Here is a 24,952-nt window from a genome sequence, read left to right as displayed (position 1 = left end):
AAAATCATTTGAATGATTTCTTCTTGGTCTACGTGCCATAAAATACTCCATATATTGATGTTTATAACATCATTTGAGGAGCAGAATATCACTTATAGGAGTTGTTCAAATTTACGGATCCATCTCTCTGCTGCTGCGGCATTGGTTCCTAAATTGATAGATATAAGAATTTCGAAAGAAAAGGCATTACATTTAGCGACAGCTTTGAAAACTAGATATGCACAACAAGTCCTTACTATTTACCCCAAGACACTTGAATTACACCCTCATTGTCAAGGAGTTCTATTATCCTTGGTCTTTAATCGAGGGATAAGTTTGAATGACAGAAAAGGACAACTTACACGTAAGCACATGCGTCAAATTAAAGAAGCATTTGAAAATAATAAAGTAAATACCATACCAAATATCTTTAGAGATATGTCTAAATTATGGACTAAAACGGGACCCAGCGGAAATAGTGGTGTAGGACGTCGCCGGAGAGAAGAAGCGGTTATATTTGAAAGAGGGCTGAAGTGTGAGTGTTATAAATAAAAAAATAATTTTTTTTCTACTATCTATCATTTACATGGTAAATAGTAATGCAAATGAGCATAATTGTGTTATTGGTAGTGTGGTTTTTAATGATATTCTAAATTGTTATATAGAAGAATATAAGGAATATGATAAAAAGTTAAATAAATTATATCATCAGAAAATAACTTGTTTAGCGACTACGAGAAAAAATAAGCTACGTAATTCTCAAAGAATATGGATTAAGTTAAAAGAAAAAACCTGTATTGTAGATGAAGAAAATTATGGAAGAGAAAGTCACTTTGAGGCAATGATCTGTGAAATTGAGATGACAAAAGAAAGAATCAAATATTTGGAAAACATTAAATAATTTGAATAGCGAGTATAGGTTTAGTTGAAAATCAATAAAAATAGACCTGTTGATTGGTAGTGTCATAAAATCATTGAAAAAAATAAAAGGTATTTCGAGTGATTCGTAATTTTTTATTATTAACATTGGGCATAGTAAGGTCTGTACATGCTGATTTTTCAGAAAAAGATTACTATTGTTTTAGTAGTGGTAGCAAATCTGTTCTATTGGTGCCTAGTGAATACCCTAACATAAATTCAATTATGTATTATCCATTCATGAAAAAAATTGAGCTATCTACGACTTTAAGGATTGAAGAAGTGGATATGGGGGATAATGCCAAGCCTGAAGTTTATAGGGTAAAACAAGAGATTATTGACAATAAAGTGAATGGACAATACAGATTTATGTCACAAGGCTATATCTTGTATGAAGCAGAATATTTAAATTTAAAAACTAAAAAGACAACAGTTTTTAATAAAATAAATTTAGATGCAAAGGGTATTAATTGCATTTAATAAAATCAAGAAGCCGACTCTCGTCGGCCTCTTTATCTTAACCTTCCAAAACTTCTTCTAGCAGCTCCTCACTTGGGGCAAAGTAATATGCGCCATCCATGGCAGTCACAAAGTGCAATAAACGGTCATGGATGCCATCACCTGAAGTACCAAACATACGTTCTAACATGGCATCAATAATGCTCAAATCTTTGGTATAAGCAATAAAGAATAAACCCTGATCGCCCTTGCCATCACCATAAGGTAAAGAGTGGCGCAAAATTTCCATTTCATCGCCTGCATCATCTTCAACGACTGTACGTGAAACGTGCGAATTTTCAGGTTGTACATCTTCGTCTAATTCAATCGATTCAAGTTTGGTGCGTCCAATCACGTGTTCTTGGGCATCGACTTTGAGCTTTTTCCATTTTTCTAAATCGTGACAATAGCGCTGTGCAAAAATAAAAGAACCATCGGCAAACACGCCTGCATCTTCCCCTAAAAGTGCAACTTCGGCACGATCATCTGGAAATTGTGGATTTTCGGTACCATCAATAAAGCCAGTCATGTCGCGTCCATCAAAATAACGGAAACAAACCCGTTCATCCAAGACTTCAATTTTGTCTTGAATCCCCTCAAAAAATGCCTGACTAAGTGCAAAGCAAATATCCGCACGTGTACTGGCGAGGTGAATGATCACATCTGCAGGCACGGCAGGCATTGGGTACGCACCTTGAATCGGTTGTAATTGTTTAAAACCTTCTGGAGATTGCTGATAGAGCTGTGCCCAAAGTTCAGGACCAAAAGCAACGCCAGTTTTAATTTGGGCATGTGGATGTTGGGTAATCAAACGATCCCGTGTGCTAAACAAGTCAGCCAATTTTTCTTTTAATTCAGCAATGCTTAAGTATTTTAAACGAAGTACAAGAAAGCGAGCATGATCTGAAGGTAGTGGCAAAATTACAGATTGGGCAGTCATGTATAGCTCCTGAAAATTTGTTGTTTTCTATAAAGTTGACTTTATTGTGCCTGATTGCATGCAGGCTTAATAGCCCGACCCCGATTTTATTCAACGTTTTTAGCCATGAGATTAAGTGAAATATCATATAATGCACTGTCTTGTGAAAAGCAGCGATATATGTCTTATCAAGTTTGGATTGCGTTTATGTTGGCCTGTTGGGTGATTAGTGTTTCACCTGGCGCGGGTGCGATTGCTTCGATGTCGAGCGGTTTGAGTTATGGTTTTCGACATGGTTATTGGAATGCGATTGGTCTACAACTGGCTTTATTATTGCAAATTGCGATTGTAGCCGCAGGGGCAGGGGTATTATTTGCGACAACGCCTTGGGCATTTCTAATTGTGAAATGGTTTGGTGTGGCGTATTTGTTGTATCTGGCGTATTTGCAATGGGCAGCGCCTGCACAGTCGATTGAAATTCAGCATGAGTTGACGCGCAAATCTGCTGGAAAATTGGTGATGTACGGCTTTCTGGTTAATATGAGCAATCCCAAAGCAATTGTGTTTTTATTGGCAGTTTTACCGCAATTTTTAGATTTATCTAAACCGCAATGGACGCAATATGCAATTATGGCACTGACCATGATTAGTATTGATTTGATTGTGATGGCGGGCTATACGGGCTTGGCTGCAAAAGTTTTACGTTTGTTAAGATCACCGAAGCAGCAAAAATTTATGAATCGTACTTTTGCTGCATTGTTTGCAGGTGCTGCGTTTTTGTTGAGTTTGGTGCATCAGTAATGTCTTCAATTACACAAAAGTGTACGCTGTAATTATAAAAATAGATTGAGACATACGTTGAAAATAAAATGTATTCCGCGAGCACTTTATTGGCAACATTGGTGGATCAGCATGTTGCTTTTAAGTTTTTCAACTTTAATTGCAATTGGATTAGCAATTCAGTTTTCAGTAGATAGCGTGTTTTGGCCAATTGCTTTGATGGCACATTTGAGTATCAATTTGATTTTTTCTTTTGTATTTGCCGCCTTGCAAACTTATTTTAAACATACGGTGTGGCAAAGTGTGGTGTTGATTAATATTACGGCTGTGTTGTTGATTGCCATTCATGCAATGTTTTATCTACAAAAGATAGATTGGAATGCTGTTTCAGAAAGTCAGCAGCAATTGAGTCTTTTACAGCAAGTGATTCACAGTGATATGGCACTGTGGATAGTGTATATGCTGCCACTTTTAGTCGTAATGCTCATTGCTGCAATACAAAAATATAGATACTCATTAACGAAAAACTAAGCCATGGTTCTGACTTTTTGAACGCTAAAAATCACCGCAAAAATGATCGCCATAGTCATCACAATACTTAAACCTGTCGAAATATTTAAGCCCGCACTTGACCATAAACCTACGCTGACTGCAATTTGCGCCACAATAAACGCCCAAATCACCATTTGTTTAGGCGAGTGAGCCAATAAACGTGCGGTTAAGGCAGGAATCACCAACAATGCACCCATCAATAAAGAGCCGACTGCACGTAAAGCCAATACTGTAAATAATGCCAATAACAACATAAAAATCAGACGTTGCCATTGTGCATTCACACCTTCACTGACTGCAATGTCAGGGTCAATTGCAATTTGAATTTGAGCCTGCCAAAACTTATAGAGTACCGCTAAGGCTGCAATAATGACCAAAGCAAATACGGGTAAATCTGCCCATGAAATGGTGAGTAAATCGCCAAATAAATAGCTCAGCAATTCAGGACGCAAACTTGGAATATGCTGAATAAAAAGCAAACCTGAACAGAGCAATGTTGCAGAGCAGAGCGCCAATAATGCATCATTTGGCAACCGTGGATCATGTAAAATCCACAAAACACCCACCAATAATAATGCCAAGAATGTCACGCCCATCCACAGAGGCAAACTCAACGCCCCTGCAATCGCCACACCCAATAACGTACCATGTGCCATCGTATCGGCAAAAAAGGACATGCGTCGCCACAGCATTAAACAGCCAAGTGGGGCGGTCAAAAATACCAATAAACTGCCCATGATCCATGCAGGTAACAGCAATTGTAGCCAATCCATCATGGGTTAAGCTTCCGGTTCAGGGTGAATATGAGGACGTGAATCATGCTGACAAGGCTCGGCATGATCCCCATGGGCGCAGTGTTCATGGTGATGTTGATAAAACACCCGATTGGTTCCAAAAATAGCTTGGTATTCAGGATGTTGCTGTACATTTTCGGGCAAACCGCTACAGCAAATGTGTTTATTTAAACATACCACACGATGCGTACCTTGCATGACCCATTGCAAATCATGCGACACCATCAACACCGCACAGCCATATTTGCTCGGTAAGTTGCGCACATAGTCATACAGTTCAGCTTCGGACTGAATATCTAGTCCTTGCATCGGCTCATCCAGTACTAAAACATCAGGTTGACGTAATAAGGCGCGTGCCAATAGCACCCGTTGCCGCTCACCACCAGACAGTTGTTGTACTTTTGAATCTTGCAGTTTGGCAATGCCAGTATCGCGGATAATTTCTGCTTTAATTGCGTCTGGGCATTTTTCTAAAGCCAGTAAATCTTTCACTCTTAAAGGCAAGCTGTGTGAAGGATTAAACTTTTGCGGCACATAAGAAAAGGTCAATTTGCGAGCATTTACGAGCTTGCCTGCATTTGGTTTGACAATGCCAAGCAAGACTTTAATTAGAGTCGATTTTCCTGCGCCATTGGGGCCAATTAGCGTGACAATTTCACGTGCATGTAATTCAAAATCGACATTTTTTAAAATATCGCGCTCATCTATTCGCACCTGAATATTGTGCAAGGCGATGAGCGGTGCAGTGGTTATTTGCTGTTGCACTGCTGACATTTTCCAGAAATCTCAATAATGCTGTGATGCGGGCTAAAGCGGTCAGAGGCTGCCAACTGATCTAATTGCTCTAATAAACCTTGCGCTGAAGCTTCTTTAACGACTTTACATTCAGTACAGATCAAAAAAGCCGCTTGGTGTCCTTCACGTGGATGACAGCAAGGAATATATGCATTGATTGAAGTCAAACGGTGAATTAGTCCTTTTTCCAGTAAAAAATCCAAAGTACGGTACACCGTTGGCGGTGCTGCAGGACGATCAGACTCACTTTTAATTTTCGCCAATAAATCATAAGCACCCATTGGTGCAGATGCCTTGAGAATGAGTTCCAACACTTCTTTACGTAGCGGTGTTAAACGAGCACCTGTTGCCGCACATAAACTTTCAGCTTCGGCAAGACGTTGATCGACATTGTGATGGTCGTGAACGCCATGTAATGCATTGTGATGCTCGTGCGAACATAAGCTCATAGCCACCCCAGTTGAACTTTAAAAGAAAAACGACAGTAAATCTTAGCATGAAGCGTTATTAGTTTCGATTATACGTAGGTATTTTTATAAATTTGTTATATTATAACATTTGTCGATTTTTCGTGATATGCCGCAATGTTTCGTTTATTTAGTTTCTGTCTTTTAGCGTTATGCAGTACTGTCAGCATGGCGCAGGCTTTGGTGGTGTCTACCCATCCTATCTATTTGATTGCCCAAAAAGTCACGCAAAATATCGAAACACCCACGTTATTACTGGCAGATCAAACAGGGCATGATGTATCGCTCACGCCTGCACATCGAAAAATCATCCAAGATGCGGATTTAATTATTTGGCTAGGTAAGGCGCATGAAGCACCGCTAGAACGTGTATTACATCAAAATCCTAAAGCGATTGCTTTATTAGATACGGGCATTATGAAAACTTTGCCGCAGCGTTCAGAACGTGGTGCAGCATTAAAAAATACAGTAGACAGCCATGTCTGGCTAGACCCAAACAATGCGGTGCGTATCGGCTTCTTTATTGCCGCGTTACGTTCTCAGCAAATGCCTGAACATCGCGATGCTTATTGGAACAACGCACGTGCCTTCGCTCAGAGTTTATTCAAAAGTGCAAGTCAGTTTCAGACTCAAACAGCAGTACAGCCATATTGGGCTTATCACGATGCCTATCAATATTTAGAACGTGCCTTAAATTTAGAATTTTCTGGGTCGATGACCAATGATCCGCATATTGCGCCAACAGTCGCACAAATTAAATATTTAAACGATCACCGACCAAATCCAAAAATGTGCCTACTTGCAGAAGGACATGCCAGTAAAAATCAGTATATGAAATTGAATCCAATTGTGTTTCAAAAGGTCGATGAAAGCATGCGCGGTGCAGATGATTTTGTGCAAGCGTGGCAGCAATTAGCCAAGCAAACCAAGGCTTGTGTATTAAATGCACGAAAATGATGCGTTTTTTAAGCAAAATTGAAATATGACAATTCCGAGACAAACATGCAAAAAAACACGACTAAGGTCGGGAAACGATTGCATGTTCAGGGGGCTAACTCTATAATGCCTGCGATAAAAAACGATCATCAGTTGAACTTGTCAAGCATTAATGCTGTGAGTGGATAAAAAAATGAGCCGAACTAGTCGCTTGATTGACCGACGATTAGCTAAAGCTTTGGTCTTCTTACAAGCATTCATGATTCCAGTTTCAGCCCTGATAGCGTGGGTCTTGAAAGACTCAACGGCTGCCTTAAGCGCTGCACTTGGTGCTAGTGTTTGTTGGTTGGCAAGTTGTTATTTTTCATGGCAGTCGTTTCGAGCAGCAGGTGCACGAGCGTCCAGACAAGTTCTTTCGAACATGTATAGAGGAATGCTCGGTAAGTTTGCAATCGTGATCGTAGGATTCATTTTAATTTTAAGCAATGTACAGCCGTTATCCCCGGTGGCATTGTTTTGTGGTTTTATGCTCGTTCAAAGCATGTCGTGGGTTGCGCCATTTTGGGTGTCACGATTACAAAAACGAGTCTAAACGCAGCAAAAATTGAAAAGTTTTTCAGGAATAGGCGAGATATCAAGCAGCACGCGATGTTCGTTTGTTCTATTAGTTTTTTTACATTGACCAGGTGTGATTTATGGCTGCTGAAGAACATGCCCTTACTTCGACCGAGTATATCAAGCATCACTTGACCAATATGACCTATGGCAAAATGCCAGACGGTTCATGGAAGTTGGCTGAGTCTGCTGAAGAAGCTCAACAGATGGGGTTCACTGCTATTCACTTGGATTCAATGGGTTGGTCTATCGGACTTGGTCTGATCTTCTGTTTATTGTTCTGGATTGTTGCGAAAGCTGCAAATTCAGGCGTGCCTGGTAAATTCCAGTCAGTAATTGAAGTGATTATCGAGTTTGTGGATTCAAGTGTACGTGATACCTTCCATGGGAAGTCTCGATTAATTGCACCCTTAGCATTAACCATTTTCGTGTGGATTTTCCTCATGAACTTGATGGATTTAATCCCTGTTGACTTTATTCCTTATGTAGCTCAACAGGCGATTGCATCTATGCTGGGTGTGGACCCTCATCAGGTTTACTTTAAAATTGTTCCGACTACAGATCCAAACATTACCTTAGGTATGTCTATTTCTGTATTCTTCTTAATTATTTTCTATAGTATTCGTGAGAAAGGTGTTGGCGGCTTCGTTGGTGAGTTGGCACTTAACCCATTCAACCCAAGTAATCCAGTTGCTAAAGTGCTTTTAATTCCATTCAACTTATTGTTGGAATTGACTACTTTCTTGGCGCGACCAGTTTCATTGGCTCTACGACTGTTCGGTAACATGTATGCGGGAGAGTTAATCTTCATTCTTATCGCGTTATTACCGTTCTGGATCCAGTGGGCATTGTCTGTGCCTTGGGCGATTTTCCACATTTTGATTATTACGCTACAAGCATTCATTTTCATGATGTTGACTATCGTGTACATGAGCATGGCAAGCGAAAAGCATTAATGGTATGGCCTAACTGTCATCGGGCGGTTGGGCACACAATTTTTTAACTTAATTTGGTATAAAACCTAACCTCTGAGGAATTATCATGGAACTCACTTTAGGTCTAGTTGCAATTGCATCTGCTATCTTGATCGCTTTCGGTGCTTTAGGTACTGCGATTGGTTTTGGTCTTTTAGGCGGTCGCTTCCTTGAAGCTGTTGCTCGTCAACCAGAATTGGCTCCACAACTTCAAACTCGTATGTTCTTAATCGCAGGTCTTCTTGATGCTGTGCCTATGATCGGTGTTGGTATTGGCTTGTTCTTCATCTTCGCTAATCCATTTGTAGGTTAATCAGCTTAATTCCGAAATTCACTATTTGAGGAATTTGCAATGAATATCAACCTCACATTGTTTGGCCAAGCGATTGCATTTGCGATTTTCGTCGCATTCTGCATGAAGTTTGTATGGCCACCACTAATCAATGCGATTAGTGAGCGTCAGCGTCGTATTGCTGACGGCTTAAATGCAGCTGAGAAAGCCAAAGCTGATCTTGCCGATGCGCAAGCTCAAGTGAAAGCTGAATTAGATGCAGCTAAAGCACAAGCGGCTCAATTGATCGAACAAGCGAATCGTCGTGCAGCACAATTGGTAGAAGAAGCGCGTACCCAAGCATCTGCTGAAGGTGAGCGTATTCGTCAACAAGCGAAAGAAGCTGTTGATACAGAAATCAATTCTGCTCGCGAAGAATTACGTCAACAAGTAGCTGCGCTTGCAGTAACTGGTGCAGAGAAAATTCTTAGCCAGCAAGTTGACGCAGAAGCTCACAATGCCATGCTGACTCAGCTGGCTGCTAAACTTTAAGAGAGAGGCAGATTATGGCTGAACTCTTGACGTTGGCACGCCCATACGCTAAAGCAGCATTTGCTTACGCTTCTGAGCAAGGTGCAACTGACAATTGGTCAACAGCACTTAACTTGCTCAGTGCTGCGGTGCAAGACGAAGCATTTTCAGCTTACTTAAATCGCCCTGAGCTTACGCCTGCTGAGCAGGTGAGTATTTTTGCCAAAGTTTTAGGTGAAGACCAAACTGCAGCAGTGTCAAACTTTTTGACATTGCTTGCTGAAAACAACCGTTTGGCTTTGCTTCCTGAAATTCAAGCAGAATACGAACAGCTCAAATCACAGAATAACAATACTGTGGATGTTGTGATTGAATCAGCATTCCCATTGACTTCTGTACAAGAACAAATTCTTGCTCAAGCGTTAGAAAAACGTTTCGCTGCGGCAGTAAATGTTTCTGTAGAAGTGAACCCAGCGTTAATTGCGGGTGTGGTTATTCGTGCAGGCGACCAAGTGATAGATGATTCTGCGCTTAACAAGCTTGAAAAAATGCGGACACGTCTTTTAGCTTAATTGCGAAGACTGAACTAATAAAAGATTGAGGTATAGCGCAATGCAACAACTGAATCCATCCGAGATCAGTGCGCTCATTAAACAGCGTATCGGCGATCTGGACACCAGCGCGACCGCTAAAAACGAAGGTACCATTGTTATGGTATCCGACGGTATTGTGCGCATTCACGGCCTTGCTGATGCAATGTACGGTGAAATGATCGAATTCGACGGCGGCTTATTTGGTATGGCACTGAACCTAGAACAGGATTCAGTGGGCGTCGTTGTTTTAGGTAACTACTTAAGCCTTCAAGAAGGTCAAAAAGCACGTTGCACAGGTCGTGTATTAGAAGTTCCGGTTGGTCCAGAACTTTTAGGCCGTGTGGTAGATGCTTTGGGTAACCCAATTGATGGTAAAGGCCCTATTGATGCAAAATTAACTGATGCTGTAGAAAAAGTAGCACCAGGCGTAATTTGGCGTCAATCAGTGGATCAACCTGTTCAAACTGGTTATAAATCAGTTGATACCATGATCCCTGTAGGCCGTGGTCAACGTGAGTTGATCATTGGTGACCGTCAAACTGGTAAAACAGCAATGGCGATCGATGCGATCATCGCTCAGAAAAACTCTGGCATTAAGTGTGTATACGTAGCAATTGGTCAAAAACAATCGACTATCGCAAACGTAGTACGCAAGCTAGAAGAAACTGGCGCTATGGCGTATACCACTGTTGTTGCAGCAGCAGCAGCAGATCCAGCAGCAATGTTGTATCTTGCTCCGTACTCTGGCTGTACAATGGGTGAATACTTCCGTGACCGTGGTGAAGACGCGCTTATCATTTATGATGACTTGTCTAAGCAAGCTGTTGCGTATCGTCAAATTTCATTGCTTTTACGTCGTCCACCAGGTCGTGAAGCGTATCCAGGTGACGTGTTCTATCTACACTCGCGTCTACTTGAGCGTGCTTCTCGTGTATCTGCTGACTATGTTGAGAAATTCACTAACGGTGAAGTTAAAGGTCAAACTGGTTCTTTAACTGCATTGCCGATTATTGAAACTCAAGCAGGTGACGTATCTGCATTCGTACCAACCAACGTAATTTCGATTACAGATGGTCAGATCTTCTTAGAAACATCATTATTCAACGCGGGTATTCGTCCTGCTGTGAACGCGGGTATTTCTGTATCGCGTGTTGGTGGTTCTGCTCAAACTAAGATCATCAAAAAATTGTCTGGTGGTATCCGTACCGCTTTGGCGCAATACCGTGAATTGGCAGCGTTTGCTCAGTTCGCTTCTGACCTTGACGAAGCAACTCGTAAGCAACTTGAACATGGTCAACGTGTAACTGAGTTAATGAAGCAGAAACAATATGCGCCATACTCAATTGCTGACCAAGCTGTTTCAGTTTATGCATCTAACGAAGGCTATATGGCTGACGTAGAAGTGAAGAAAATCGTAGACTTTGATGCTGCGTTAATCTCTTACTTCCGTTCAGAACATGCTGCGTTAATGCAACAAATCGATGAAACTGGTGATTTCAACAAAGACATCGAAGCTGCAATCAAAGCAGGTATTGAAAGCTTTAAAGCGACTCAAACTTACTAATTTAGCATTGGCTAGTTAGGGGTTTGGTTCACGGAATCAACCTTCGGAAGCCTGAAAGGGCTTTCGAATACTAGGTTAAGCGTATGGCAAATTTAAAAGAAATTCGCGCCAAAGTTGCTAGTATCAAGAGCACGCAAAAGATTACTCGCGCGATGCAAATGGTTGCTGCTTCTAAGATGCGTCGTGCGCAAGAGCGCATGGCTCAAGGCCGTCCGTATGCCGAAAATATGCACCGTGTAATTGCTCATTTGGTACAGGCGAACCCTGAATACAAACACCGTTATATGATTGAACGCCCTGTAAAACGCGTTGGTTATATCATCGTGTCTTCAGATCGTGGTTTGGCAGGTGGCTTGAACATTAACTTGTTCAAGAAAGTTGTAAAGCATGTACAGCAACAACAAGAGCAGTCAATTGAAGTTCAGTTTGCTTTAATTGGTCAAAAAGCGGTTTCGTTTTTTAAAAACTACGGCGGTAAAGTGCTTGGTGCAACTACAAACGTAGGTGACGCGCCAAGTCTTGAACAGTTATCTGGCTCTGTGCAAGTGATGTTAGATGCGTACGATAAAGGCGAGTTAGATCGCATTTACCTCGTGTCAAACGGCTTTGTCAATGCCATGACTCAAGATCAGAAAATCGAACAACTTGTTCCTTTAGCATCTGCTGAAGAAAACAAGACTCTTAACCGTCAATACGGTTGGGATTATATCTATGAACCAGAAGCTGAAGAGCTGTTAAATGGTTTATTGGTTCGTTACATCGAGTCTATGGTTTATCAAGGTGTGATTGAAAACATCGCATGTGAACAGTCTGCGCGTATGGTTGCAATGAAAGCTGCAACAGATAACGCAGGTGAACTGATCAAGAGCCTACAACTTATTTATAACAAGCTGCGTCAAGCCGCGATTACTCAGGAAATTTCTGAAATCGTTGGTGGTGCCGCTGCCGTTTAACATTATTAGTTTGAATTGAGGAGACAGCAATGAGTGGCGGTCGTATCATTCAGATCATCGGCGCGGTTATCGACGTCGAGTTTGAACGCAACAGCGTTCCTAAGATCTATGACGCTCTCCAAGTTGACGGTACTGAAACTACATTAGAAGTTCAGCAACAACTTGGTGATGGCGTAGTTCGTACTATTGCAATGGGTTCTACTGAAGGCCTTAAGCGTGGTTTGAACGTAACTAACACTAACGCGCCAATCTCTGTACCAGTAGGTACAGCGACACTTGGTCGTATCATGGACGTTCTTGGTCGCCCTATCGACGAAGCTGGTCCAGTTGCAACTGAAGAGCGTTTACCAATTCACCGTCAAGCGCCTTCTTATGCAGAACAAGCGGCTTCTACTGACCTTTTAGAAACTGGTATTAAAGTCATTGACTTACTTTGCCCGTTCGCGAAAGGTGGTAAAGTTGGTCTGTTCGGTGGTGCGGGTGTTGGTAAAACCGTAAATATGATGGAGTTGATCAACAACATCGCTAAAGCGCACTCAGGTTTATCTGTATTCGCTGGTGTTGGTGAGCGTACTCGTGAAGGTAACGACTTCTATCACGAAATGAAAGACTCTAACGTTCTTGACAAAGTAGCAATGGTCTACGGTCAGATGAACGAGCCGCCTGGTAACCGTTTACGCGTAGCGTTAACTGGTTTGACTATGGCTGAGTACTTCCGTGATCAAAAAGATGAGAACGGTAAAGGTCGTGACGTATTATTGTTCGTAGACAACATCTACCGTTATACACTAGCAGGTACTGAAGTATCAGCACTTCTAGGTCGTATGCCATCTGCAGTAGGTTATCAGCCTACACTTGCAGAAGAGATGGGTGTTCTTCAAGAACGTATTACTTCAACTAAGTCTGGTTCGATTACATCTATTCAAGCTGTATACGTACCTGCCGATGACTTGACTGACCCATCACCTGCTACAACGTTCGCGCACTTAGACGCAACTGTAGTATTGAGCCGTGATATTGCATCTCAAGGTATTTACCCTGCGATCGATCCACTAGACTCAACTTCACGTCAGTTAGATCCATTAGTTGTTGGTACTGAGCATTACGAAATTGCTCGTTCAGTTCAAAACGTTCTTCAACGTTATAAAGAATTGAAAGACATTATCGCAATTCTTGGTATGGACGAATTGTCAGAAGAAGACAAACTTACTGTATACCGTGCACGTAAGATCCAACGTTTCTTCTCTCAACCGTTCCACGTAGCTGAAGTATTTACTGGCGCGCCTGGTAAACTTGTACCGCTTAAAGATACAATTCGTGGCTTTAAAGGTCTTCTAGCTGGTGAATACGATCATATCCCAGAACAAGCGTTCTATATGGTTGGTGGTATTGACGAAGTGATTGCTAAAGCCGAGAAACTTTAATTAGCAGCTCTAATTTAGGAGATTCTCATGGCGACTATGCAATGTGATGTTGTAAGTGTAAAAGAGTCTTTGTACTCGGGCACTGTGACTATGCTAATTGCAAAAGGTGCTGGCGGTGAACTCGGTATTATGCCGGGTCACGCACCACTGGTAACTTTGCTTCAGCCGGGTGCAATCCGCGTTCTGCTGGAAAATGGTACAGAAGAATTAATCTATGTATCTGGTGGCGTTCTAGAAGTTCAACCGCATGTTGTTACGATTCTTGCAGATACTGCAGTTCGTGCAGAAAACTTAGATGAAGCGGCAATTATTGAAGCGCGTAAACACGCTGAACAATTGTTGGCAAATCAAAAGAGCGATTTGGACTCTGCTGCTGCTTTGGCTGCTTTGGCAGAAACTGCTGCACAGTTGGAAACCATCCGCAAAATCAAAAACCGCGCACTTTAATTGTCGGTTTAAGATTGAAAAAAGCCACTCGAAAGAGTGGCTTTTTTTATACTGTTTATAATTGAAGTCTTATCTTTGCTTAGGATGCCATATTGGTGGTATCAGTAGGTTGATTCGATTCGCCCTGTAAAATCATCCCCGCCAGCTTTAGCATTTCAGCTTGAATACTCCCCATTTGCTGTTCCAGTTTCTTAAAGTCCACTTTGCTTAAATCGACTTGTCCATTTAAAAATGGTGAAGCCAAAACTTGCTGATTGGCAGCCAATAAGTTTTGACGGATGGTATCAATTTCCTGTGTTTTTAAGTCTAGGCTGCTTAGTGTTTGATTGAAGCCTTGTAACTGCTGTTGTAATTGAGTCGCTGCAATTTGTAATTGTTGTGGATCTTGCGCATCTACAGCGGTTTGCAATTCAGACTTGGTTTGATTCAGTTGTTCGACATATTGACCCGCTTTGAGCTGTAGATCAGCCACATCGCGCACAATATAGAACATATTGCCACTGCTTAATGGAGTGTTGGTTGGGTTTGTATTGCTGTTGGATGATGCGCTGGAATCATCTTGATTAGTTGTTTGCGTTTGCGGCGTGTTCATTTGATCACAGGCGCTGAGTAGCAAGGCAGAACTCAATAGTGCAAACGGAAGTAGTGTCTTCGAAGATACATTTTTCATATTCATGTGATTTTTGGTACTCATTGAGAATGAATATAAAACGAAAATATGAATAAAAAACAGATTGTTGCAAAGCAATAACAAATCTTAATTTTTTTGTCTAAATCAAAAAATAGGAGTTTTAAAGAAACTCCTATGTATTAGACATCTTTCATAAATGAAAAATGATCATAAGTAATTGAGTCGAATTGATATTGATAGTCCCTTCTCTTGCGCCATATATGGCTCAGGATGAGGAATATATTCCGCAAGAGGATGGGGGAGCTGAATTATTGATTTAAAGAGAATTTATGAAAGAACTCTTTAACTTGCTGAATAAAAAAATTATTTAGCCAATTCAGCCTCAATCGCTTCTACAATGCGCGGGTCATCTGCGGTTAAATCTGGGGCAAAACGCGCCACCACTTCACCTTGTTTATTCACCAAAAACTTTTCAAAGTTCCACAATACTTCAGGTGGTTCATTTGGGGTTAAGCCGTAATCAACCAAATCTTTCCACCATGGGCCTTCACCAATACGTTCAGGAATTGCTTGCGTTAAAGCCGTGTAGAGAGGATGTTTTTCTGCACCCACGACTGGAATTTTAGCAAACAATGGAAAACTCACCTGATAATTCAGTGAGCAAAATTCCTGAATTTCTGTATCGCTGCCCGGTTCTTGTGCCAAGAAATCATTCGATGGAAAGGCTAAAATTTCTAAGCCTTGTGCCTGTTTTGCTGCGTAGAGTTGCTGTAAGCCTTCGTATTGCGGGGTTAAGCCACATTTTGATGCCACGTTCACGATCAACAACACTTTTCCTGCATATTGATTTAATGTGGTTTCCGTACCCTGATTGGTTTTTACTACAATGTCATAAACTGAAGTGCGCATAGTTGCTTCCTAGAATCTGTATTTTACCGCTACTGTTGTAACTGTAATTTTTGGGTACAGCAAGTTTTATAGCAAAGAAATTTATGACACTGATGGAATCCCGCATAGCCGTGATATTGCGCAGAAAAATGTAATTCGTATCTGCATTTTATTTTATTGATGGATAAATCGAGCGAAAAGTGCCATAAATAGACACTGGGTTTTTAGCACTTTGCATCACAAGTCATTATAGAAAAGGGTTTCACAGCAGGTATGCTGTTTGGTACAACAAGGATGATGAATACATGATACGGTCAGATAAAGGCGTATTTTGGGCAATTTTATTGCCATTGATTGCGGTATTGATTTGGTCTTTAAATATTGCAGTAACGAGGTATGTGGCGGAGTATATTTCACCCGTCAGTATCAGTTTTTATCGCTGGTTGATTGCTTTTCTGATTTTAACCCCGTGGATATTGCCCAAAGTTTGGCAGCAGCGTGAGTTGATTCGTCCACATTTGAAACAGTTGGCAGTGCTTAGTGCTTTTGGTTTGGTGCTGTATCAAGGTCTAAGCTATACCGCAGCCAATTACACCACTGCAACCAATATGGGCATTATTAATGCGTTTATTCCCATGTTTACGGTTTTGGTTTCATTGCTGATCTTAAAAGACATTCCGACACGATTTGCGGTTTTGGGCTGCATTATTTCATTTTCGGGTTTGTTGTATGTGATTGCACAAGGAGATTTGCGTCAACTCAGTCAGCTGACAGGACATGCGGGCGATATGCTCATGGTTTTGGCGGTATTTTTTTACGCCTTTTATGGGGTGTTTTTAAAGAAATGGAATTTAAAATTGCCGCTCATGCTGAGTCTTTATGTGCAAATTATATTCGCCTTACTTTACCATCTGCCATTTATTTTGTGGTTCGGCTTGGATCATTTAAATAGCCAAAATGGTTTAAGTGTGCTGTATGCAGGTATATTTCCTTCAATTATTGCACCTTTGGTATGGATGTTGGCCGTTCAATATTTAGGGCCAAATCGCACCAGTATTTTTATGAATTTGATGCCTGTTTTCACGGCTATCATTGCATATTTTTGGTTGGCAGAAGTGTGGGGGAGTTATCACAGTATCGGTGGATTGATTATTTTAACGGGTATTGTGTTGGCACAAATGAAAGCACGCGTACACATTCAAGCAAAAAGTTGAGTTTAATTGGTGTTTTTTTGATCACATAAAGGTGTATTTAAAATGCCTTTTATTCAAAATTTATACAGTATTGAGTGTTATGAGTTATGACAGTTTTTTTAATTTTTCTAAAATAATTGTAAAAATAGTAAGATAATTTAAATTGTTAAGAAAAAAAGATGAATCTTTCATTGAATATTTGTCTTGGATTAATAGGAAAAATCTATTTGTATAGTCGACTAAATTACTCCATAATTCACGTACTGAAAATGATCCACAGTATTCAATAATCAGTGAAATATCATTTGCAGCAAGATTTTCAAACCCTCTGGATGTGCTTTTATACACATCCTTTTTATGCTCAACCATCCCTATATGGTTGAGCTTTTTTTTATCCACTGGAGCGAAAAACCTCGTGGTTCAGCACGAGGATATAAGCGACTGGAGTAAACCATATGAACGACACGAAATGTCGTTTTAAATACTTGTACTATAGTCACTATTAAGAAAAATACTGTTAAAATAATTGGATGAAGACACTCAAATTACGCATAAAAGACAAACATTGCAAGGTGCTAAATCAGTTAGCATCCGAAGTAAATTTTGTCTGGAATTATGTCAATGATTTGTGTTTTAAGCATCTACAACGTAAACAACAATTCTTTTCAGCATACGACCTTGCAAAATACACGAAAGGCACATCGAAAGAATGCAACTTGCACAGTCAAACTATTCAGGCAGTGACAGAAGAATTGGTCACAAGACGCAAGCAGTTCAAAAAAGCAAAACTAAAATGGCGTGTCAGTAATAAAAAATCAGCTAGACGTTCACTGGGTTGGATACCGTTTAAAAAGGTTGCAATCAAATATGCTGATGGCTATGTTGAATATGGCAAGCATCAATTTAAACTATGGGGTAGTTACGGATTAAGTCAATACAATATCAAAACAGGCACATTCGTAGAAGATAGTCGTGGACGTTGGTATGTTTGTCTTGTAGTTGATGCAGTCAAAATAGAAAAAACAACGCTAAAACCTCACTTGGCATAGATTTAGGTTTAAAAGATTTAGCGACTTGTTCAGATGGCGTAAAACTTAAAGCACCTCAAATCTATCGGCAATATGAACAAAAACTTGGTATTGCTCAACGTGCAAAAAATAAGAAACGTGTCAAAGCCATCCATGCCAAGATTAAAAATGTAAGACAAAACATGCTGCATCAATTCAGCCGAAAACTGGTGAATGAACATGCAGCCATCTTCGTTGGCAACGTGAATGCCAAAGCATTAGCACAAACCAGATTGGCTAAATCAGTGCTAGATGCCAGTTGGACAACACTAAGAACCATGCTCAAGTATAAATGCGAGAACGCAGGGGTATGTTATGAAGAAGTCAATGAAGCCTATACCACCCAAATTTGTTCGTGCTGTGGCTCACGCTCCAGTAGTCCGGAAGGTAGAGCAGGACTTGGAATAAGAGAATGGCAGTGTGTGGAGTGTGGTACGCTCTATGATCGGGATGTAAATTCCGCACTGAATATTCTTGCGCTCGGGCATGAGCGTCTAGCAGTAGGAATCTCCGTCCTTTAGGTCGGGGAGGATGTCAACTAAAATTTGTCTAAAGCTAGGCGCGAATCACTGCCCCACTCTCTGCATCTAAAATACGGCTAGGTTGCTGACTTAAACCCAAATCACCATTTAAGTAGTGCAATTGTTGTTGAAAATATTGCGTTGTCTCTTGCAAAGAGTGTGCAGGGGCAAGTCCCGCAGGATTGGCACTGGTCGATACAATAAAGCCATCAAAGGCATGGCATAACGCCATACATAAAGGATGATTGGTTACGCGCACCGCCACTTTGGGGTGTTGACCTGTAATCCACTCTGGAATAGCAGATGTGCTGGGTAATAGCCATGTGGTCGCTCGATCTGTGGGATGAGTATTCGTCCATGATGCAATCACGCGGTCTCGCATTTCGGGGTTTAAATCCTGCAGTAAATGCTCCACTTGTGATAGATGTCCTGCCAGTAAAATCACACCTTTTTCAATCGGACGCTGTTTTAGACGTAAAATTTCCAAAAATGCCTGTTGATTATATGGATCACATCCCAATCCCCAAACGGCCTCTGTAGGATAGGCCAATACCTGTCCTTGTTGTAGACATGCAGCGGCTTCGGTGACAGAGGTTGTAATCATAGGAGTTTTACCTAAACAGAAACGTGAAATAGGCGCTTATTGTGAACCTTATTTGTGTGGACGACAACGCAGATATAAACCTGATTGTTGTAAACAGAAGCCCATGAGTTCCAGTTCCATTAATGCGCTGGTGAGTGTGGCAATATCTAAATTTAGTTGCTGTGCCAAGTGATCAATGCTTTCTCCAACCCAATCTAATTGTTGATATAGCGCTAATAAATGCTCAGGAATGTGTGGTGTACTTGTATCTGCTGTTTTGGTTGTGATGGTTGGAAGCGTTGTTTCAGTTGGTGGCGTAGATAACTTTGCTTTTGTTGAAGCTGCTGTAACCTGATCTTGGTTTGATACAATTTGGTTTTGTTGATATTGCCATTGGGTGGGTAGAGCTAAATCTTCAATCACTTGTTCAGGATGATCGACCAAAATTGCACCTTCACGAATCAATTGATGGCAACCCTGATGAAATTCACTGTAAATATGTCCAGGAATCGCAAAAATCAATTTGCCTTGCTCCGCTGCTAGTTTCGCGGTAATCAGCGAGCCACTATTTAAACTGGCTTCAGCAACAATCACGCCTAAACTTAATCCACTGACAATACGGTTACGTCGTGGAAAATGTTGCTGTAAGGGCTTAGTCTGTGGTAAAAACTCCGTAATCACGGCACCACCAGATTCTACAATTTTTTGGCGCAGGCTGTGATGTGCACTTGGATAAGTGCTGTCCAAACCTGTGCCCATGACTGCAATGGTACGTTGATGTTGCAAAGCACCTTGATGTGCGGCTTCATCAATACCTTGTGCCAAACCACTATTGATAAAGAACCCTTGTTCACTTAAATAATAAGCAAAATCATAAGTCACTTGCCGACCATGCGGGCTGGCTTTGCGACTGCCGACAATCGCAATTTGCGCTTGCAACAAAGCCTGTGCATTGCCTTGCCCAAATAAAATGGGTGGCTTGTTGGAATAGGGTCGTAACTGATTGGGATAGTCCGCATCGTCCAAAGTTTGAATAAAATCGCACTGCTGTTGCAGTTGATTCAGACATTGTTCAAAGGCGAGTTGCCCTGTTGGGCTGAGATATTCTTTGGCGCGTTGTAGATGGTTGGCATGAATGCGCACATCTGACCATGTGAGGAGGTGTTCGGGCTGCACTGCGGCAGCCACGGAACCATAATGTTGTACGAGCTTGGAAAAACTAGACAGTGAATGTTGAACCAAATACCACAACAAAATGTAGTTGATTTGCTGTGGGCTGAATGAATTCAACATCACCATCTTAAACCGTTTTAGTCGTCCATTCGTGGTGCTTGTAAGCTCGCACCGACTTTAATTGGTAATTCACTGTCTAAAACATAGGCATAGCTAATGTGGTCAAAGCTCTTGAAGACCATGATATTGCCAATACGTTCGCCCGGAAGCTGAACACGTTCTTTGGTTTTCGGGTCGGTGACCACTTCGCCTTTTTGCGCTACGCTAAACACATGACCAGATTGCACGCCATGTAATGTACCGCGATCAATTGCCACAACACTGTGTTTTGCTGCAGTACCAATCGAACCCATCACACGTAGCACCTGACCACCTGTGCTGACATTTTCAGCATGCGTTGGGTAGAACAAGGTTGGCAGCATTGGGTCATAAATTGGTAAGACGCGATCACCACGACGCACTTCGGCATTGTAGGTATCGGTCAATTCAAGTGTGGTGATGTCATTTTCACCACGTACTGCAATACCTGCAGCAACTTGAGTGAGTTCAATGCCTGCATTGAATTTTTGACCATTGGCATCGGTCAGCATGTACGGTTCGCCTTCACGATATACACCGTAGCGTTGACCTACTTCCAGACCTGCACCACGTGCATACACACTTTGACCTTTAGCAGCTAAAACACGTTGATCAGAAGTACCTAAAATATATGGTGTGCCTTGTAACGCATCTGCGGCAATAATGCTGCTGCGCTCTAACCAGTGTTTGATGTAGTCAAGTGGAATCACAGGAATGGTATTATTTAAAGACTCCACGCGAATTTGCGGCTGTAAATTGGTGCTCTTGCCTGCATAACGACGAATAATGCCTTCACAGCCATCGCCTTCATCTTTACCAATAATTGGACGACCTTCATAGGTACACATTAATAAACGGTCACCCGGGAAAATCCAGTGAGGATTTTTTACGTGACGGTTACTTGCCCAAATTTCAGGCCAACGTAATGGGTTGTTCAGGAATTTTTTGGAAATATCCCATAAGGTATCGCCTTTTTTTACCACATACACATTTGGTGCGCTGGCTTTTAAGGCAGGCGGATTGATGTTTCGTGCAGGTGCTGCTTCAGCCACACTGATCGCACCAAGTCCCACTATGAGACATACCGCGAGTGCTAAAACTTGCTTTTTAAACCCCAAGACACGAAAAGAGGATGTGTCTGTCAAAACCTTTTTCATTATCATAATTCCTAAAATTATGTATGTAGTTGCGTTATAATAACGATCTTACACACATTTTTTTGATGAAGCATTCCTTCATTCGGTTTTTTGATCAATGGCATATCAGTGAGGACGTCCTATGGCCTTATTACCTATTTTAAGTTTCCCGGATCCCCGTTTGCGTACCATTGCCAAACCCGTCGAAGAAGTCACCGACGAAATTCGTCAGCTGGCTGCAGATATGTTTGAAACGATGTATGCCGCACCAGGAATTGGTCTGGCAGCCACACAGGTCGATCATCATATTCAGCTCATTGTCATGGATTTATCTGAAAATAAAGATCAACCCATGGTCTTCATTAACCCCAAAGTTACCGCATTGACTGAAGAGACCCAACCGTATGAAGAAGGGTGTTTGTCAGTGCCTCAAATATACGACAAAGTTGAGCGTCCGTCACGTGTAAAAATTGAAGCGATTAACCTTGAGGGCCAATCCTTTGCGCTAGAAGCGGATGAACTTCTCGCTGTTTGTATCCAACATGAAATGGATCACTTAAATGGCAAATTATTTGTCGATTATTTATCGCCGCTCAAGCGTCAGCGTGCCCGTGAAAAAGTCGAAAAAGTAGTGCGCCAGCGTCAGAAAGAAAAAGTCGCGGTCAAGCGTTAAGACGTAGAACAATCAAGAAGACTAGACGCGCAAGTTTAGACCAAAGCCTAAAAATCAGCCCAATTTCGATTGGGCTTTGTTATACTTGTGCCACACAAATTCAGGATAGATGTTTTTGTTGTTGCGTAGTGGTTTACTGCTTTCATTTATCGCAGTTTTTTTACAGATTGCTGTTTTTTTACAGCCTTTGCTGCCTGAGCAATATCAAGTTGCGCCAGTCTGTGAAACCATCACGCGTGCACTTTTATTGCCACACAAAACAATGACTGCTGTGGGGCATGATGTGCACAGCTCACATCTACATGCAGATCAACAACAAGTTACGACACAAAACGAACATCATCATCACGATGCTTCACATCAATGTCAGTACTGTACGGTATATGGCAATTTAGTCCTACCACCTGAATTAGAGCTGAAAGAAGTGCTTGATCGTATTCAAGTGCGCCTTTTGGCATTCCAAAAACGTTTCCAACACGTTTGGTTTGCACTTCAGCAACTCTTTTTACTTCCGCAAGGACGTGCTCCGCCTCACTTTGCATAAATTCAAGATTTTTTCGGGTCTATTTTGACCCTAACTGTATTTATGTTTTAAGTGAGAAATAAAATGGCTCAGCCTAAATTTTTATTACAGCCTGTTGCGGCTGCCGTTTGTGTTGCCTGTTATTCAGCCAGTGCTTTTGCCGATCAAACCGTTTTGACTGCCAGTGCGCATAGTCTTGCCCCAATTGTTGCCACCGCACAACAGGGCAATGCTGCTAATGGTCTGGTGGTACGTGCCAATCCAAAACAACCCATTCAGCCTATTCCAGCCACAGATGGTGCAGACTATTTGCAAAGCATCGTTGGCTTTAGTACTGTCAACAGTGGTGCGGGTACCAATGGCGATGTGACCTTCCGCGGCATGTTTGGTTCACGTATTAAAATTTTAACCGATGGTTCTGAAAACTTAGGTGCATGCCCGAGTCGTATGGATTCACCAACCTCTTATATTTCCCCAGAAAGTTTTGATGAAATTACCGTCATTAAAGGCCCGCAAACGGTGCAATATGCCAACACAGGTTCGGCAGCAACGGTATTGTTTGAGCGTAAGCCTGAGCGATTTGATGAAGGTCAAAACTATCGTGGCCAAGCCAGTGTCTTGATGGGGTCATTTGGCCGTTTAGATCATAATGTTGAAGCGGCTGCGGGTGATGAGCATAAATACATCCGTTTAAACGCCAACCGTTCTGTAGCAGATAGCTATAAAGATGGTAATGGTACAACTGTTCCTTCAGATTGGGAGCGTTGGAATGCTGATGTCGCTTTAGGTTGGACACCCGATGAAAACACTTGGCTAGAACTGACAGGTGGTCGTGGTGATGCTGAAGTGGTTTATGCGGGCCGTCCAATGGATGGTGCTGAATTTGACCGTGAAAGTTTAGGTTTACGTGTAGAAAAGAAAAATATTACCGATGTGATTAAGAAAATTGAAGCACAGGTGAACTATAGCTTTAATGATCACGTGATGGACAACTATAGTCTGCGCCAGTTTAAGCCAACCAAAATGATGCCCAAAGAAACAGCAACCAATGTGACGCGTAAAACATTAAATGCGCGTATGGCGGTGACACATGAGTGGGATAAGCTTCAATTTATTACTGGCTTAGATACCCAAAATAATGAACACAGTATTCGTAAGACAGATACTGAAAATAATATTGCTTATTATGCCTTGCCACGCTTAAAAGATATGAAATTTCAATCTTATGGTGGTTTTGGTGAGTTGAGCTATCAACTCAACGATCATAATAAGTTGGTTACAGGTGTACGTGTTGATCAGGTCGAAGTAGACGCAGTACAAACGGCTCAACAACGTAAAGAAACCTTACCAAGCGGTTTTATTCGTTTGGAAAATCAACATCCGCACCATGATGCCAAAACGTATGTCGGTTTGGGTTATGTAGAGCGTATGCCGGATTATTGGGAATTGTTTAGCCCTGTTAAAGGTAATGGTAGTGACAATACTTTTAAGAGTATTGATACTGAAAAAACACTTCAGCTTGATTTGGGTTATCAGCATGAACATGGTGCATTCAGCTCTTGGGCATCGGCTTATGTTGGTTTGGTTCAAGATTTTATCTTGACTAAGTACAATGCAAACAATAAAGCTGAAACGCGAAATGTGGATGCAACGATTGCAGGTACAGAAGTTGGTATAGGTTATCAATTTACCGATGCTTTGCAGGCAGATGTGAGCGCTATGTATGCGTGGGGTGAAAACACCACAGACAATACGCCGTTACCACAAATTTCACCTTTGGAAGGACGTTTAAACCTGCGCTATGTGCAGGATAAATATACTTTAGGCGCATTATTACGTGTAGTAGATGGTCAAAGTCGTATCAGTGAGCGTGAAGGAAATATCGTGGGTTATGATGTGAAAGAGAGCAGTGGCTTTGGCGTACTATCTTTAAACGGCAGTTACAACCTAAATAAAAGTGTTGATGTGTCTGTGGGTGTTGATAACGTTTTGGATAAAACTTATACCGAGCATCTAAACAAAATGGGTGCATCAGGGACAGGTTTACCAACCGATCAGCAATTTAATAATATTGGTCGTAACTACTGGGCGCGTATTAGTATGAAGTTCTAATTTGAACTTTATTTAAACCAAAAGCAGGGCTTCGGCTCTGCTTTTTGCTTTTGCATAAAAATAATTACATATAAAACATTGAGTTACGTTTCATGGCTGGGTTTTAAAGAATTAAGAAGATTTTTCTTAAAATAAATTTACAATATAAAACAATGATTTATGTGTTTTTGGGTTTATAAAATAAACACCCAGTATATTTCTTTTGCAAAAAGTGTTGCAAGGCGAAATATTTCACCTATAATGCACATCCATCGGCGGTGATGTTGATAAAAACTTGTTTAAAAACAATAGCTTGGTTGATTGG

29 protein-coding genes and 1 pseudogene are annotated in these 24,952 nt (G+C 41.4%); 20 read left to right on the top strand and 10 right to left on the bottom strand.

Annotated features, from left to right (window positions below):
- Nucleotides 1-57 precede the first annotated feature (57 nt).
- From FTV43_RS13205 to FTV43_RS13195, 3 genes are all read left to right on the top strand, one after another.
- On the top strand, nucleotides 58-531 hold the full coding sequence (locus FTV43_RS13205) for a hypothetical protein (RefSeq protein ID WP_257224117.1): 474 nt from the start codon (nucleotides 58-60) through the stop codon (nucleotides 529-531).
- On the top strand, nucleotides 515-880 hold the full coding sequence (locus tag FTV43_RS13200) for a lysozyme inhibitor LprI family protein (RefSeq protein WP_368856088.1): 366 nt from the start codon (nucleotides 515-517) through the stop codon (nucleotides 878-880). The genes FTV43_RS13205 and FTV43_RS13200 overlap by 17 nt, the downstream gene beginning before the upstream one ends.
- 98 nt (nucleotides 881-978) lie before the next feature.
- Nucleotides 979-1,377: a hypothetical protein gene (locus FTV43_RS13195; protein ID WP_368856087.1), complete on the top strand. Its 399-nt coding sequence runs from the start codon at nucleotides 979-981 to the stop codon at nucleotides 1,375-1,377.
- A 37-nt stretch (nucleotides 1,378-1,414) separates the two neighbouring features.
- Here the strand turns inward: FTV43_RS13195 and FTV43_RS13190 are convergent, their stop codons facing one another.
- Nucleotides 1,415-2,335: a Dyp-type peroxidase gene (locus FTV43_RS13190; protein ID WP_131261259.1), complete on the bottom strand. Its 921-nt coding sequence runs from the start codon at nucleotides 2,333-2,335 to the stop codon at nucleotides 1,415-1,417.
- A gap of 159 nt (nucleotides 2,336-2,494) precedes the next feature.
- Here FTV43_RS13190 and FTV43_RS13185 point away from each other — a divergent pair, with 159 nt between their 5' ends.
- Nucleotides 2,495-3,115, top strand: coding sequence for a LysE family transporter (locus FTV43_RS13185; RefSeq protein WP_131261258.1), 621 nt, complete (start codon nucleotides 2,495-2,497; stop codon nucleotides 3,113-3,115).
- 111 nt (nucleotides 3,116-3,226) lie between these two features.
- Nucleotides 3,227-3,625, top strand: coding sequence for a hypothetical protein (locus tag FTV43_RS13180; protein WP_179995675.1), 399 nt, complete (start codon nucleotides 3,227-3,229; stop codon nucleotides 3,623-3,625).
- Here FTV43_RS13180 and znuB read toward each other — a convergent pair.
- The 3 genes from znuB to FTV43_RS13165 are packed head-to-tail and all read right to left on the bottom strand — an operon-like array spanning nucleotide 3,622 to nucleotide 5,684.
- Nucleotides 3,622-4,422 (bottom strand): zinc ABC transporter permease subunit ZnuB, encoded by an 801-nt coding sequence (znuB, locus tag FTV43_RS13175; protein ID WP_136144783.1) that lies wholly within the window; start codon nucleotides 4,420-4,422, stop codon nucleotides 3,622-3,624. The genes FTV43_RS13180 and znuB overlap by 4 nt on opposite strands.
- Before the next feature lie 3 nt (nucleotides 4,423-4,425).
- Complete coding sequence (gene znuC, locus FTV43_RS13170) at nucleotides 4,426-5,214, bottom strand: zinc ABC transporter ATP-binding protein ZnuC (RefSeq protein WP_131261255.1); 789 nt, start codon at nucleotides 5,212-5,214, stop codon at nucleotides 4,426-4,428.
- Nucleotides 5,190-5,684: a transcriptional repressor gene (locus FTV43_RS13165; protein WP_004970151.1), complete on the bottom strand. Its 495-nt coding sequence runs from the start codon at nucleotides 5,682-5,684 to the stop codon at nucleotides 5,190-5,192. The genes znuC and FTV43_RS13165 overlap by 25 nt, the downstream gene beginning before the upstream one ends.
- A 135-nt stretch (nucleotides 5,685-5,819) precedes the next feature.
- On the opposite strand from FTV43_RS13165, the gene FTV43_RS13160 reads away from it, so the two are divergent.
- The 10 genes from FTV43_RS13160 (at nucleotide 5,820) to FTV43_RS13115 (ending at nucleotide 14,010) form a co-directional block, all read left to right on the top strand.
- Nucleotides 5,820-6,659: a metal ABC transporter solute-binding protein, Zn/Mn family gene (locus FTV43_RS13160; RefSeq protein WP_104852883.1), complete on the top strand. Its 840-nt coding sequence runs from the start codon at nucleotides 5,820-5,822 to the stop codon at nucleotides 6,657-6,659.
- 172 nt (nucleotides 6,660-6,831) lie between these two features.
- Entirely contained in the window at nucleotides 6,832-7,230 is a 399-nt protein-coding gene (locus FTV43_RS13155; RefSeq protein WP_004970147.1) for an ATP synthase subunit I, read from the top strand.
- Between the two features lie 103 nt (nucleotides 7,231-7,333).
- Nucleotides 7,334-8,209, top strand: a complete 876-nt coding sequence (atpB, locus tag FTV43_RS13150) for a F0F1 ATP synthase subunit A (RefSeq protein ID WP_004970145.1) — start codon at nucleotides 7,334-7,336, stop codon at nucleotides 8,207-8,209.
- Nucleotides 8,210-8,294: 85 nt separating this feature from the next.
- Entirely contained in the window at nucleotides 8,295-8,540 is a 246-nt protein-coding gene (gene atpE, locus FTV43_RS13145) for a F0F1 ATP synthase subunit C (RefSeq protein ID WP_000424060.1), read from the top strand.
- 39 nt (nucleotides 8,541-8,579) lie between these two features.
- Entirely contained in the window at nucleotides 8,580-9,050 is a 471-nt protein-coding gene (locus FTV43_RS13140; RefSeq protein WP_004970142.1) for a F0F1 ATP synthase subunit B, read from the top strand.
- Nucleotides 9,051-9,064: 14 nt separating this feature from the next.
- On the top strand, nucleotides 9,065-9,601 hold the full coding sequence (locus tag FTV43_RS13135; protein ID WP_004970141.1) for a F0F1 ATP synthase subunit delta: 537 nt from the start codon (nucleotides 9,065-9,067) through the stop codon (nucleotides 9,599-9,601).
- A 40-nt stretch (nucleotides 9,602-9,641) separates the two neighbouring features.
- Nucleotides 9,642-11,186, top strand: coding sequence for a F0F1 ATP synthase subunit alpha (atpA, locus tag FTV43_RS13130; RefSeq protein WP_019837172.1), 1,545 nt, complete (start codon nucleotides 9,642-9,644; stop codon nucleotides 11,184-11,186).
- Between the two features lie 83 nt (nucleotides 11,187-11,269).
- Nucleotides 11,270-12,139, top strand: a complete 870-nt coding sequence (atpG, locus tag FTV43_RS13125) for a F0F1 ATP synthase subunit gamma (RefSeq protein WP_004970136.1) — start codon at nucleotides 11,270-11,272, stop codon at nucleotides 12,137-12,139.
- A gap of 29 nt (nucleotides 12,140-12,168) precedes the next feature.
- Nucleotides 12,169-13,563, top strand: coding sequence for a F0F1 ATP synthase subunit beta (atpD, locus tag FTV43_RS13120; RefSeq protein ID WP_004970134.1), 1,395 nt, complete (start codon nucleotides 12,169-12,171; stop codon nucleotides 13,561-13,563).
- A gap of 27 nt (nucleotides 13,564-13,590) precedes the next feature.
- The gene (locus tag FTV43_RS13115; protein WP_004970132.1) at nucleotides 13,591-14,010 is read left to right on the top strand and encodes a F0F1 ATP synthase subunit epsilon; all 420 of its coding nucleotides are present in this window, start codon (nucleotides 13,591-13,593) and stop codon (nucleotides 14,008-14,010) included.
- A gap of 79 nt (nucleotides 14,011-14,089) precedes the next feature.
- Here the strand turns inward: FTV43_RS13115 and FTV43_RS13110 are convergent, their stop codons facing one another.
- Both FTV43_RS13110 and FTV43_RS13105 read right to left on the bottom strand, forming a co-directional pair.
- Nucleotides 14,090-14,680, bottom strand: coding sequence for a hypothetical protein (locus FTV43_RS13110; protein WP_179995676.1), 591 nt, complete (start codon nucleotides 14,678-14,680; stop codon nucleotides 14,090-14,092).
- 324 nt (nucleotides 14,681-15,004) lie between these two features.
- On the bottom strand, nucleotides 15,005-15,550 hold the full coding sequence (locus tag FTV43_RS13105) for a glutathione peroxidase (RefSeq protein WP_179995674.1): 546 nt from the start codon (nucleotides 15,548-15,550) through the stop codon (nucleotides 15,005-15,007).
- Between the two features lie 284 nt (nucleotides 15,551-15,834).
- On the opposite strand from FTV43_RS13105, the gene FTV43_RS13100 reads away from it, so the two are divergent.
- Nucleotides 15,835-16,743 (top strand): DMT family transporter, encoded by a 909-nt coding sequence (locus FTV43_RS13100; protein WP_096902732.1) that lies wholly within the window; start codon nucleotides 15,835-15,837, stop codon nucleotides 16,741-16,743.
- A gap of 84 nt (nucleotides 16,744-16,827) precedes the next feature.
- Here the strand turns inward: FTV43_RS13100 and FTV43_RS13095 are convergent, their stop codons facing one another.
- Nucleotides 16,828-17,121, bottom strand: coding sequence for a hypothetical protein (locus FTV43_RS13095; protein ID WP_228258776.1), 294 nt, complete (start codon nucleotides 17,119-17,121; stop codon nucleotides 16,828-16,830).
- A 131-nt stretch (nucleotides 17,122-17,252) separates the two neighbouring features.
- On the opposite strand from FTV43_RS13095, the pseudogene FTV43_RS13090 reads away from it, so the two are divergent.
- Nucleotides 17,253-18,310 (top strand): annotated as a pseudogene (locus FTV43_RS13090) (RNA-guided endonuclease InsQ/TnpB family protein).
- Between the two features lie 34 nt (nucleotides 18,311-18,344).
- Here the strand turns inward: FTV43_RS13090 and FTV43_RS13085 are convergent.
- The 3 genes from FTV43_RS13085 to FTV43_RS13075 are packed head-to-tail and all read right to left on the bottom strand — an operon-like array spanning nucleotide 18,345 to nucleotide 21,361.
- Nucleotides 18,345-18,914 (bottom strand): L-threonylcarbamoyladenylate synthase, encoded by a 570-nt coding sequence (locus FTV43_RS13085; RefSeq protein ID WP_179995673.1) that lies wholly within the window; start codon nucleotides 18,912-18,914, stop codon nucleotides 18,345-18,347.
- A 48-nt stretch (nucleotides 18,915-18,962) separates the two neighbouring features.
- Nucleotides 18,963-20,186, bottom strand: a complete 1,224-nt coding sequence (dprA, locus tag FTV43_RS13080; protein WP_179995672.1) for a DNA-processing protein DprA — start codon at nucleotides 20,184-20,186, stop codon at nucleotides 18,963-18,965.
- Between the two features lie 17 nt (nucleotides 20,187-20,203).
- Nucleotides 20,204-21,361, bottom strand: a complete 1,158-nt coding sequence (locus FTV43_RS13075) for a LysM peptidoglycan-binding domain-containing protein (protein WP_004970116.1) — start codon at nucleotides 21,359-21,361, stop codon at nucleotides 20,204-20,206.
- Between the two features lie 121 nt (nucleotides 21,362-21,482).
- Between FTV43_RS13075 and def the strand changes: the two genes are divergently transcribed.
- From def to FTV43_RS13060, 3 genes are all read left to right on the top strand, one after another.
- Nucleotides 21,483-22,013: a peptide deformylase gene (gene def, locus FTV43_RS13070; protein ID WP_004970115.1), complete on the top strand. Its 531-nt coding sequence runs from the start codon at nucleotides 21,483-21,485 to the stop codon at nucleotides 22,011-22,013.
- A 115-nt stretch (nucleotides 22,014-22,128) separates the two neighbouring features.
- Nucleotides 22,129-22,557, top strand: a complete 429-nt coding sequence (locus FTV43_RS13065) for a DUF2946 family protein (protein ID WP_104853276.1) — start codon at nucleotides 22,129-22,131, stop codon at nucleotides 22,555-22,557.
- 63 nt (nucleotides 22,558-22,620) lie between these two features.
- The gene (locus FTV43_RS13060) at nucleotides 22,621-24,648 is read left to right on the top strand and encodes a TonB-dependent copper receptor (protein ID WP_179995671.1); all 2,028 of its coding nucleotides are present in this window, start codon (nucleotides 22,621-22,623) and stop codon (nucleotides 24,646-24,648) included.
- The last annotated feature ends 304 nt before the right edge of the window (nucleotides 24,649-24,952 follow it).

Source organism: Acinetobacter sp. YH16053, assembly GCF_013417035.1.
GTDB lineage: Bacteria > Pseudomonadota > Gammaproteobacteria > Pseudomonadales > Moraxellaceae > Acinetobacter > Acinetobacter towneri.
The sequence above is the reverse complement of the archived record's forward strand: the minus strand, read 5'-3'. Positions and strand labels throughout refer to the sequence as shown.